General features: G+C 75.0%; 1 protein-coding gene. It reads left to right on the top strand.

All coding sequences use genetic code 11. The features are described 5' to 3' along the window. A partial coding sequence (locus LMU33_RS39765; protein WP_228626831.1) for a type I polyketide synthase occupies positions 1-13129 on the top strand: 13129 nt, incomplete at its 5' end. Between the last annotated feature and the right edge of the window lie 9 nt (positions 13130-13138).

Here is a 13138-nt window from a genome sequence, read left to right as displayed (position 1 = left end):
GGGCACGATCGTGACCCGCGACGAGGTGTGCTCGCCGGAGTTCTGGGTGCGGCACGTGCGCGAGGCGGTCCGCTTCCTCGACGGCGTGCGGTACCTGGAAGGGCAGGACGTCACCGTCTACCTGGAGCTCGGGCCGGGCGGTGTGCTGACGGCCATGGCACAGGACTGCGTGACGCGCGAGGGTGCCGCCTTCACCCCCACCCTGCGCAAGGACCGCCCCGAGCCGCAGGCGCTGGCGACCGCCGCCGCACGGCTGCACGCCCGCGGTGTCGCGGTCGACTGGGAGGCCTTCTTCTCCGGCACCGGTGCCCGGCGCGTCGACCTGCCCACGTATGCCTTCCGGCGTCAGGTGTACTGGCCACGTGACCCGTTCTCCCAGCCGGAGGCCCTCTCCGCCGAGGCCCTCGACGCGGTGAGCGCGCGGTTCTGGGAGGTCGTGGACAGCGAGGACCTCGCGGCGCTCACGCAAACCCTCGGGGTCGACGCCGGCCAGCCGCTCAGCGACGTCCTGCCCGTGCTGTCCGCCTGGCACCGGCGCAACCGCGACCGCAACACGGTCGACAGCTGGCGCTACCGCGTGACCTGGCAGCCCCTGACACAGACCGTGCACCGGCCGCTGACCGGCACCTGGCTGCTGGTCACGCCCGCCGGACTCGCCGACGAGGCCTGGGTGAGCGCGGCCGGACGCATGCTCGCCGACAGCGGTGTGACCGTACGGCACTGTGCGCTCGACACCGCGGCCGACGACCGTTCGGCGGTCGCCGAGCGGATCCGCGCCGCAGTGGACGGCGGCACCGCGGACGTCAGCGGCGTGCTGTCCCTGCTCGCTCTCGACGAGCGGCCGCACGCCGTCCACGAGGCGGTGCCGGCGGGCCTGGCGGCGACCACCGCGCTCGTGCAGGCCCTCGGCGACGCGGGCGTCGAGGGGCCGCTGTGGTGCGTCACCCGGACAGCGGTCAGCGTGGGCCGCTCCGACCCGCTGCGCAGCCCGGGCCAGGCACACGTGTGGGGGCTGGGCCGGTCGGCCGCCCAGGAGTACCCGGAGCGGTGGGGCGGACTGATCGACCTGCCGGAGACGCCCGACGAGCGCGCGCTCGCCCGGCTCGCCGACATCCTCGGTGGCATGGGCACCCCGGCGAACCCGGGCGGCTTCGGCGACGAGGACCAGCTCGCCGTACGCTCCCAGGGCATCTTCGTACGCCGCCTCGCCCGCGCCGGGCAGACGGACCCGACCGACACGACGGCGCACCCCTGGCCCCGCACCGGAACCACCCTGATCACCGGCGGAACCGGCGCGCTCGGCGCCCGGGTCGCCCGACGGCTGGCCCGCAACGGCGCCGCACACCTGTTGCTGGTCGGCCGCCGCGGCGCGGACGCTCCCGGTGCCGCCGAACTGCGTGCCGAACTCACCGCACTGGGTGCCGAGGTGACCGTCGCGGCCTGCGACGTCGCCGACCGCGCCGCCCTGGCACGGCTGCTGACCACGGTTCCCGAGCGGCACCCGCTGACCGCCGTCGTACACGCCGCAGGTGTGCTCGACGACGGAGTGCTGGACGCCCAGAGCCCGCAGCGGCTCGCCACCGTGCTGCGGCCCAAGTCGGCCGCCGCGACGGTGCTGCACGAGCTGACCCGCGACCTCGACCTGTCCGCGTTCGTGCTCTTCTCCTCGTTCGCGGGCACCTTCGGCGGTGCCGGCCAGGGCAACTACGCCGCGGCCAACGCCTGCCTCGACGCGCTGGCGGAACACCGCAGGGCCCAGGGCCTGCCCGCCACCGTGCTCGCCTGGGGCGCCTGGGCCGAGGCCGGCATGGCCACCGACCAGGTGGTGTCCCAGCGGCTCCGCCAGGCCGGGCTGGCACCGATGGACCCCGAGCTGGCACTCACCGCACTGGACAAGGCGCTCGCGCTCGACGAGACGTTCTCGCTCGTCGCCGACATCGACTGGGCGCGGCTCGCACCCGGACTCACCGCCGTGCGCCCCAACCCGTTCATCACCGGCCTGCCCGAGGCACGGCGCGCCCTGGAAGGTGTCGCCGGTACCGACGGCGCCTCGGGCGACCCGTCGTCCTTCCGGCGCCGTCTCACGGACGCACCGGAAGGCGAACGGGAGCGGCTCGTCCTGGACTTCGTCCGCACCCAGGTCGCGGCCGTCCTCAACCACCCCGGGCCGGAAGCCGTCGAGCCCGGACGCGCCTTCCGCGACCTCGGCTTCGACTCGCTGACCGCCGTGGAGATCCGCAACCTGCTGGGGTCGCTCACCGGACTGCGGCTGCCCGCGACCCTCGTGTTCGACCACCCCAACGCGCTCGCCCTGGCCGACTTCCTGCGCGGCGCTCTGCTCGGCGCGCCGGCCCCCGACACCACGGCACCGGCCCGCCGCACCTCCGCCGACGACGCCGACGACCCCATCGCCATCGTGGCGATGAGCTGCCGCTTCCCCGGCGGAGTACGCGCCCCCGAAGACCTGTGGGAACTGCTGGCGGCCGGACAGGACGCGATCACCGGCTTCCCGGCCGACCGCGGCTGGGACGTCGACGCCCTCCACGACCCGGAGGGCCGGGGCGAGAACACCACCTACGTACGCGACGGAGGATTTCTCGCCGGCGCGGCCGAGTTCGACCCGGCGTTCTTCGGCATCTCGCCGCGCGAGGCGCTGGCGATGGACCCGCAGCAGCGGCTGCTGCTGGAGACCTCCTGGGAGGCGTTCGAGCGGGCCGGGATCGACCCGACGACACTGCGCCGTGAGCGGGTCGGCGTCTTCGCCGGCACCAACGGGCAGGACTACCTTTCCCTGATGCTGGCCGCCCCGGAGGGCGTCGAGGGCTTCCTCGGCACCGGCAACGCCGCCAGTGTCCTGTCCGGCCGCGTCTCCTACGTCCTCGGCCTCGAAGGCCCCGCGGTCACCGTCGACACGGCCTGCTCCTCCTCGCTCGTCGCGCTGCACTGGGCGATCCAGGCGCTGCGCGCCGGGGAGTGCACCATGGCGCTGGCCGGCGGTGTCACGGTGATGTCCACCCCCGCGTCGTTCGTCGACTTCAGCCGGCAGCGCGGCCTGGCCGCCGACGGCCGTATCAAGGCGTTCGCCGCCGCCGCGGACGGCACCGGCTGGGGCGAGGGCGTGGGCGTGCTGCTCGTCGAGCGGCTGTCCGACGCCCGCCGCAACGGCCACCCCGTCCTCGCCCTGGTCCGCGGCAGCGCCATCAACCAGGACGGCGCCAGCAACGGCCTGACCGCGCCCAACGGCCCGTCCCAGCAGCGCGTCATCCGGCAGGCCCTGGCGAGTGCCGGGCTGTCGGCCGCCGACGTCGACGCGGTCGAGGCGCACGGCACCGGTACGACGCTCGGCGACCCGATCGAGGCCCAGGCGCTGCTCGCCACCTACGGGCAGGAGCGCCCGGACGGACGGCCGTTGTGGCTGGGCTCCGTCAAGTCCAACCTGGGCCACACCCAGGCCGCGGCCGGCGTCGCCGGGATCATCAAGATGGTCATGGCGATGCGGCACGGCGTCCTGCCGCCGACCCTGCACGTGGACGAGCCGACCCCGCACGTCGACTGGGCGAGCGGCGCGGTCGCCCTCCTCACGGACTCCCAGGAGTGGACGCCGGTCGAGGGCCGTCCCCGGCGGGCCGGTATCTCCTCGTTCGGCATCAGCGGCACCAACGCGCACACCATCCTCGAGCAGGCCCCCGAGGCCGCCGCGGACGAGAGCGCGGTACGACCGGCCGCGGCGGCCCCGCTGCTGCTCTCCGCGAAGACCGCGGACGGCCTGCGCGACCAGGCCGGACGCCTGCGCTCCCACCTGTCCCGCCACCCCTCGCTCGACCTCACGGACGTGGCGTTCTCGCTCGCCACCGGCCGCTCCCACTTCGAGCGCCGCGCCGCACTGATCACCGCTGACCGCGACAGGCTCCTGGCGGAGCTGGAGACCCTGGCCCAGGGACAGGCCACCGCCGCACTGGTCGAGGGCACCCCCGTCGCCGGGAAGGCGGCGTTCCTGTTCACCGGGCAGGGCAGCCAGCGGCCGGGCATGGGCCGGGAGCTGTACGAGGCGTACCCCGTCTTCGCGGAGGCATTGGACGGCGCCTGCGCCTACCTCGACCGGGACCTGCAACGCCCGCTCCTGGACGTCGTGTTCGGCGACGGCACCGAGCTGCTCGACCGGACGGCGTACACGCAGCCCGCGTTGTTCGCGGTGGAGGTGGCGCTGTTCCGGCTTCTCGAATCGTGGGGCGTCAGGCCGGACTTCGTCTCCGGTCATTCGATCGGTGAGATCGCGGCGGCGCATTGTGCGGGTGTGCTGTCGCTGGAGGACGCGTGCACGCTGGTGGCTGCGCGTGGCCGTTTGATGCAGGAGCTGCCGTCCGGTGGTGCGATGGTGGCGGTGCAGGCGACCGAGGACGAGGTCACCCCGTACCTGACCGACGCCGTGAGCATCGCCGCGGTCAACGGCCCGGCCTCTGTGGTCGTGGCCGGTGACGAGGACGTCGTGCTGGGCATTGCCGCTTCCTTCGAGGAGCAGGGTCGGAAGATCAAGCGTCTGACGGTCAGTCACGCGTTCCACTCGCCGCTCATGGACGGCATGCTGGAGGCGTTCCGCGAGGTTGCCGAGGGCCTGACCTACGAGGCTCCGCGTATCCCGGTCGTCTCGAACCTCACCGGTACCCTCGCAACCGCGGACGAGCTCACCAGCCCCGGCTTCTGGGTCCGTCACGTCCGTGAGGCGGTCCGTTTCCACGACGGCATCCGCACGCTGGAGGCCCAGAACGTCAGCACGTTCATCGAGCTGGGCCCGGACGGTGTGCTCTCGGCGATGGGCCAGGACTGCGTCACCGGCGAGGACCATGCGTTCGTTCCGGTGCTCCGCGCGGGCCGTCCGGAGCCGGAGGCCCTGACCACGGCCCTCGCGCACGCCCACACCCGGGGCATCGCGGTGGACTGGCAGGCGTATTACGCCGGCACCGGTGCCCGACGCGTCGACCTGCCCACCTACGCCTTCCAGCACCGGCGCTACTGGCCCCAGTTGCCCGTCTACCTGGCGGGTGACGTCGCCGCCATCGGACTGGAGGAGACGGGACACCCCCTGCTGGGTGCCTGCGCGGAGCTGCCCGACTCGGACGGGCTGCTGCTCACCGGGCGGCTGTCGCTGCACAGCCACCCGTGGCTCGCCGACCACGCGGTCGCCGGTTCGGTCCTGCTGCCCGGCACCGCCTTCCTGGAGCTGGCGCTGCACGCGGGCGACCAGGCCGGCTGTGACTACCTGGAGGAGCTGACGCTGGAGGCGCCGCTGCTCCTGCCGGAACACGGCGGGCTTCAGCTGCGGCTGGTGGTCGGTGCGGCCGACAGCGCGGGGCGCCGGCCGCTCACCCTGCACTCACGGACCGAGGACGCGCCCGCCGAGGAGCCGTGGACCCGGCACGCCGGCGGTGTGCTGGCCTCGGGCGGCCGGCCGGCGGCCTCCTTCGACCTGGCTGACTGGCCGCCCGCCGGTGCCACCGAGGTGGACGTCGAGGGCCGTTACGAGCAGCTCGGCGCCATCGGCTTCGCCTACGGGCCCGTCTTCCAGGGGCTGCGCAGGGTCTGGCGGCGGGACGGCGAGCTCTTCGCCGAGGTGAGTCTGGCGGGCGACGCCGAGGCGGAGGCGGGCCGGTTCGGCCTGCACCCCGCGCTGCTCGACTCCGCCCTGCACGCCATCGGACTCGACGGACTGGGCGCCTCCGACGGACGGGGCAGGCTGCCGTTCGCATGGACGGGAGTGTCGCTGCACGCCGGTGGCGCCGCCGCGGTGCGCGTCCGGCTCGTCGCGGCGGGCGCCGAGGCGGTCCGGCTGGAGATCGCCGACGTGACCGGCGCGCCCGTCGCCGCCGTCGAGGCACTCGGGCTCCGTCCGGTCTCGGACGATGCGCTCCGCCAGGCCCGCGGCACCTACCACGAGGCGCTGTTCCGGCACGAGTGGACCCCGCTGCCCGCCGCGCCGACGACCGCGGGCGACACCGCCGGACGGTGGGCGGTGCTCGGCACGGACGGCGAGGCGGCCGGACGAGTGCCGGGCGGACTCCGCGCCGACGCGTACCCGGACCTGGCCGCGCTGACGGCCGCCGTGGACGCCGGCGCCCAGGTCCCCGACGTGGTCCTGCTGCCCTGCTCGCCGATCGGCGACCCGACCGAGGACGGGGTGCGCCGGGCCGCGGTCGCGGCTCTCGACGCCGCCCAGGCGTGGCTCGCGGACGAGCGGTTCGCCGCGTCCCGGCTCGTCTTCGTCACGCGTGGGACGGTGGCCGCCGAGCCCGGCGAGACGGTGGACGACCCGGCGCACGCGGCGCTGTGGGGTCTGATCCGCTCCGCGCAGACCGAGAACCCGGACCGGTTCGTCCTGCTCGACACGGACGACGCCGACGGCTCGTGGCAGATCCTGCCGGCGGCGCTGGAGTGCGGCGAGCCGCAACTGGCGGTCCGCCGGGGCACCGTACGGGCGCTGCGGCTGGCCCGGGCCGCCGTCGGGGCCGAGCCGCAGACGCGGCCGTACGACCCCGCGGGCACCGTGCTGATCACCGGCGCCACCGGAGCCCTGGGACGGCTGATCGCCCGTCACCTGGTGGCCGAGGCGAGCGTACGGAGGCTGCTGCTGGTCGGCCGGCGCGGCGACGCGGCCGAGGGGGCGGCGGAGCTCACCGCAGAACTCGGCGCGCTCGGTGCGCAGGTCACCTGGGCCGCCTGCGACGTCGCGGACCGCGAGGCACTTGAGGCGGTGCTCGCCGCCGTGCCCGCCGAGCATCCGCTGACCGCCGTCGTGCACGCCGCCGGTGTGCTCGACGACGGCGTCATCGGGTCCCTGACCGGGCAGCGGTTGGAGGAGGTGCTGCGTCCGAAGGCGTATGCGGCGCTGCATCTGCACGAGTTGACCCGCGACCTCGACCTGTCCGCCTTCGTCCTGTTCTCGTCGTCCTCCGGCGTCTTCGGCGGCCCGGGTCAGGGCAACTACGCGGCGGCCAACGCCTTCCTCGACGCGCTCGCCCGGCACCGCGCGGACCAGGGACTGCCCGCCACCTCGCTGGCCTGGGGCCTGTGGGCGGTCGCGGACGGCATGGCCGGCGGCCTGGACGAGAGCGACGTCGCCCGGATGCGGCGCGCGGGCCTGCCGCCGCTGACCGTCGAGGACGGACTGGCGCTGTTCGACACCGCCCGGACGCTCGGCGAGCCGGCCCTGGTCCCGATGCGGGTGGACCCGGCCGCCCTGCGCGCCCAGGCGGCCACCGGCAGCCTGGCGCCGCTGCTGCGCGGCCTGGTCCGCACCCCCGTGCGCCGGGCGGCCGAGGCGGCCGCCGCCGGTGCCGAAGAGGCCCTGGCCGAGCGGCTTTCCGGGCGCCCCGCCGAAGAGCAGGACCGGACGCTGCTCGCCCTGGTCCGCGCCCAGGTGGCCGCCGTACTCGGCCACGCGGGCCCGGAGGCCGTCGAGGCGGGCCGGGCCTTCAAGGAGCTCGGCTTCGACTCGCTCACCGCGGTCGAGCTGCGCAACCGGCTGAACGCGGCGACCGGGCTGCGCCTGCCCGCCACGCTGATCTTCGACTACCCCGATCCGACCGTGCTCGCCCGCCATCTGCGCTCCGAGCTGACCGGTACCGCGAGCTCCGCCGTCGTCCCCGCGCCCGTTGCCGCGGCGGGACACGACGAGCCCGTCGCCATCGTTGCGATGAGCTGCCGCTATCCGGGCGGTGTGCGCACCCCCGAGGACCTGTGGGGGCTGCTCGCCGCGGGCGCGGACGGCGTCTCGGCGTTCCCCGGCGACCGCGGCTGGGACCTCGACGGCCTCTACCATCCGGACCCGGACCACCAGGGCACCTCGTACGCCCGGGAAGGCGGGTTCCTCCACGACGCCGCGGAGTTCGACCCGGCGTTCTTCGGGATCAACCCGCGCGAGGCCCTCGCCATGGACCCGCAGCAGCGGCTGCTGCTGGAGACCTCCTGGGAGGCCTTCGAGCGGGCCGGGATCGATCCGCTGTCCCTGCGCGGCAGCAGGACCGGGGTGTTCGCCGGCGTGATGTACCACGATTACGGAGCCCGGCTGCACGCCGTCCCCGACGAGGTGGAGGGCTATCTGGGCACCGGCAGCTCCAGCAGCGTGGTGTCGGGCCGCGTGGCCTACACCTTCGGCCTGGAAGGGCCGGCGGTCACCGTCGACACGGCCTGTTCCTCGTCCCTGGTGGCCCTGCACCTGGCCGCGCAGGCGCTGCGCAACGGCGAGTGCTCGCTGGCCCTGGCCGGCGGTGTCACCGTGATGTTCACACCGGGCACGTTCATCGAGTTCAGCCGGCAGCGGGGGCTCGCCGCCGACGGCCGCTGCAAGTCCTTCGCTGCCGCCGCCGACGGCACGGGCTGGGGCGAGGGCGCCGGCATGCTGCTCCTGGAGCGGCTCTCCGACGCCCGCCGCAACGGCCACCGGGTGCTGGCGCTCGTCGCCGGCAGCGCCGTCAACCAGGACGGTGCGAGCAACGGCCTGACCGCCCCCAACGGCCCCTCGCAGCAGCGGGTCATCCGCCAGGCCCTCGCCAACGCGCGCGTCTCCTCCTCGCAGGTCGACGTGGTCGAGGCACACGGCACCGGAACGACGCTCGGCGACCCGATCGAGGCGCAGGCGGTCATCGCGACCTACGGCCAGGGACGGCCCGCGGACCGCCCGCTGTGGCTGGGGTCGATCAAGTCGAACATCGGCCACACCCAGGCCGCCGCAGGCGTCGCGGGCATCATCAAGATGGTGCTGGCGATGCGGCACGGCATGCTGCCGCCGACCCTGAACGTGGACGAGCCGACCCCGCACGTCGACTGGGCGGCGGGCTCGGTGGAACTGCTCACCGAGGGCCGCGCCTGGCCGGCCGGGTCCGGACCGCGCCGGGCGGGCGTGTCGTCCTTCGGGATCAGCGGCACCAACGCCCACGTCATCCTCGAGCAGGCTCCCGCCACCACGGAGCCGACGGGCACCGCGCCGGACACCGGGTTGCCGGTCGTCCCGCTGCTGCTGTCCGCACGGGGCACGGACGCCCTGCAGGCCCAAGCGCACCGGCTGCGCTCCCACCTGCTCGCCCACCCCGACGGCAGCCTCACCGACCTCGGCTTCTCCCTGGCCACGACCCGTGCCGCCCTCGACGACCGGGCGGCCCTGCTCGCCGCCGACCGCGACCAGGCGCTGCGCGGCCTGGAGGCGCTGGCGCGCGGCGAGGCGCAGGGTACGGCGCTGCGCGGCACGGCCACGGACGGCACGACCGCCTTCCTCTTCACCGGCCAGGGCAGCCAGCGTCCCGGCATGGGCCGCGAACTGTACGCCGCGTACCCGGAGTTCGCGCAGGCCCTGGACGCGGTCTGCGCCGAGTTCGACCGCCATCTGGACGAACCGCTCAAGGACGTGCTCTTCGCGTCCGACGGCGAGCTGCTGGACCGTACCGACTACACCCAGCCCGCCCTGTTCGCCCTCGAGGTCGCGCTGTTCCGGCTGGTCGAGGCATGGGGTGTACGCCCCGACGTCCTGTGCGGTCATTCCGTCGGCGAACTGGCCGCCGCGCACTGTGCCGGCGTGCTGTCGCTCGCGGACGCCTGCACCCTGGTGGCCGCCCGCGGCCGGCTGATGCGGGACCTTCCGGAGCGCGGCGCGATGGTGGCGATCCAGGCCGCGCAGGAGGAGATCACCCTTCCCGACGGTGTCGCCGTCGCGGCGGTCAACGGACCGCAGTCCGTGGTGGTCTCCGGCGACGAGGACGCCGTACTGGACATCGCGGCCGCCTTCGCGGTGCGGGGACGCAAGACGCGCCGGCTGACCGTCAGCCACGCCTTCCACTCCCCGCACATGGACGGCATGCTGGCCGACTTCAGGAAGGTCGCCGAGGGCCTCACCTGCCACGCGCCGCGCATCCCGGTCGTCTCCTGCCTCACCGGTGCCCCCCTGACCGAGACGGACGTGACGCTGCCCGACTTCTGGGTGCGGCACGTGCGTGACACCGTCCGCTTCGCCGACGGCGTACGCGCGCTCAAGGAGCAGGGCGTCACCACCTACGTGGAGCTCGGACCCGACGCGGTGCTCTCCGCGCTGGCACAGGAGAGCGTCACCGACGGCGCGTTCCTGCCCCTGCTGCGCGGCGGCCGGGCGGAAGCCGAGTCGGTGGCGACGGCGCTCGCCGGGCTGCACGTGCGCGGCACTGCGGTGGACTGGACGGCGTTCTTCGCGGCCACCGGCGCGCGCGGCGTCGAGCTGCCGACCTACCCCTTCCAGCGGCAGCGCTACTGGCTCGACGTCGGTTTCTCCGCCGAGGACGTGATGGCAGCCGGCCTCGACGCGGCGGACCACCCCCTGCTGGGCGCGACGGTCGAACTGCCCGAGTCCGGCGGCCTCGTCCTCACCGGCAGACTGTCCCTGCAGACCCAGCAGTGGCTCGCCGACCACACCGTCATGGACGCCGTGCTGCTGCCCGGCACCGCCTTCGTCGAACTCGCGCTGCGCGCCGCCGCACAGAGCGGCTGCGACACCGTCGAGGAACTCACCCTCGAAACACCCCTGGTCCTGCCCGACCACGGCGGACTCCACCTGCGTCTGACCGTCGGACCGGCGGACGACTCGGGCCGGCGCACCCTCGCCGTGCACTCCCGCCCCGAGGACGCGGCCGACGCACAGCCGTGGCTGCGGCACGCGGCCGGCCTGCTGGCCACCGCGCCCGCGCCGGAACCGTTCGACCTGGCCGTGTGGCCGCCCGAGGGCGCCGTGGAGGTCCGCACCGACGGCCTGTACGAGGCCGCCGCCGCGTCCGGACTCGGGTACGGCCCCGTCTTCCAGGGCCTGCGATCCGTATGGCGGCGCGGCGACGACCTGTTCGCCGAGATCGGGCTGCCCGACGGCCCCGGGACCGACGCGACCGCCTTCGGGCTGCACCCGGCACTGCTCGACTCCGCCCTGCACGGCATCGGGCTGGGCGGACTCCTCCCGGAGCAGGACGGCACCGCGGGCGGCCCCCGCCTGCCGTTCGCCTGGACCGGTGTCCGGCTGCACGCCGCCGGCGCCGACTCGCTGCGGGTGCGCCTCGCCCCGGGCGCCTCCGGCGGTGTCGCGCTGCAGGTCGCCGACGCGACCGGACTCCCGGTCGCCTCCGTCGACGAGCTGATCCTGCGACCCGTGAACGCCGGGCAGCTCGCCGCGTCCCGCAGCGCCGGCCACGACTCGCTGTTCCGGGTCGAGTGGACCCCGGTACCGGTGCCCGCCGAGGGCATTCCGGCCGGCGAACGCTGGGTCGTGCTGGGCCGCCCCGAGGACGCGGACACCCTCTGCGGCGAACGACTCGTCCACCACCCCGATCTGCCCGCGCTCGCCGCCGCCGACGACGTACCCGACGTGGTGCTCGTCCCGCTGCCCGCCGGGAAGGAGACCGGGAACGAGAGCGGGGGCGAGACCAGCGGCACCGCCGAGGCCGCCAGGGCCGCCACCCGTGAGGTCCTGCGGACGGTGCAGACCTGGCTGGCCGACGCCCGCCTCGGCCGGGCACACCTGGTGTTCGTCACCACCGGTGCGACCGGAACCCGGCCCACGGAGGACGTGACCGACCTCGTCCACGCACCGGTGTGGGGTCTGGTCCGCGCCGCGCAGTCGGAGAACCCCGGCCGGTTCACACTGCTCGACACCGACGGCACCGACGCCTCGCGCCGGGTGCTGGCCGCCGCCCTGGCCTCGGGCGAACCCCAACTCGCCCTGCGCTCCGGCACCGCACACGCCTGCCGCTTGGCCCGCGCCGCGGCGACCGCGGAGACCACCGCCGCCGAACTCGACCCGTCCGGCACCGTCCTCATCACCGGGGCCGGCACCCTCGGCCGGCTGGTCGCCCGCCACCTGGTGACCGAACGCGGCGTACGACACCTGCTGCTGGCCAGCCGTCGCGGCGAGGCCACCGAAGGCGCCGCGGAACTCACCTCCGAACTGGCGGCGTCGGGCGCCCGCGTCACCTGGGCCGCGTGCGACGCCGCGGACCGGGAGGCGCTGGCCGGGCTGCTCGCGGCGATACCGGGCGAACACCCGCTGACCGCGGTGGTCCACACCGCCGGTGTCCTCGACGACGGGGTCCTCGACTCCCTCACCGAGGACCGCATCGACCGGGTACTGCGTCCCAAGACCGACGCGGCATGGAACCTGCACGAACTCACCCGCGACCTGGACCTGACCGCGTTCGTCCTCTTCTCCTCCGTCGCCGGCCTGTTCGGCGCCGCCGGGCAGGGCAACTACGCGGCGGCGAACACCTTCCTCGACGCGCTCGCCCAGCACCGCGCGGCCCAGGGCCTGCCGGCCACCTCGCTCGCCTGGGGCGTGTGGGCCACCGACGACGGCATGGCGGGCGCCCTGACGGAGGCCGACCTGACCAGGATGGCTCGCGCCGGCGTCGCGCCACTGGCCGTGGCCGAGGGCCTCGCCCTGTTCGACGCGGCCGGCACGCTCCCGGACCCGGTGCTCGTGCCGATGCGCACCGACGCCGCCGGACTGCGCGCCCAGGCCGCCGCCGGTACCCTGTCCCCGCTGCTGCGCGGACTCGTCCGCACCCCGGCGGCGCGCGCCGCCGCCGGCCCGGGCACGGTCGGCGCACCCACGGCGGCCTCCCTGGAGCAGCGCCTGGCCGGACTGACGGGCGCCGAACGCGAACGCCTGCTGCTCGACGTGGTACGCACCCAGGTCGCCGCCGTGCTCGGCCACGCCGGGCCGGACGCGGTCGACCCCGGCCGCGGCTTCCTCGACCTGGGCTTCGACTCGCTCACCGCCGTCGACCTGCGCAACCGGCTCGGCGCCGCCGCCGGCATCCGCCTGCCCGTCACGCTGATCTTCGACTATCCGACCCCCACGGCGCTCGCCGGTCACCTCAGCGCAGAGCTGGGCGACGGCGCCGCCCCGGCCGCCCACGGCGTGCACGCCGAACTCGACAGGCTCGAGGCGATCCTCTCCGCGGTCGGCCCCGACGACGTCGAACGACCCGGCATCGACGCCCGCCTGCGAGAGCTCCTGTCCAAGTGGAACGACACGCACAGTGCAACCGACGGCACCCGAAGCGGCGACATCGACTCCGCCACCGCGGACGAGATCTTCGACCTGCTCGACGACGAGCTCGGCCTTTCCTGACCCACGCGC

Origin of the sequence: Streptomyces barringtoniae (genome assembly GCF_020819595.1) — a bacterium.
GTDB classification, from domain to species: domain Bacteria; phylum Actinomycetota; class Actinomycetes; order Streptomycetales; family Streptomycetaceae; genus Streptomyces; species Streptomyces barringtoniae.
Note: the sequence above shows the minus strand (reverse complement) of the source record. Positions and strands in the feature narration are given on the sequence as shown.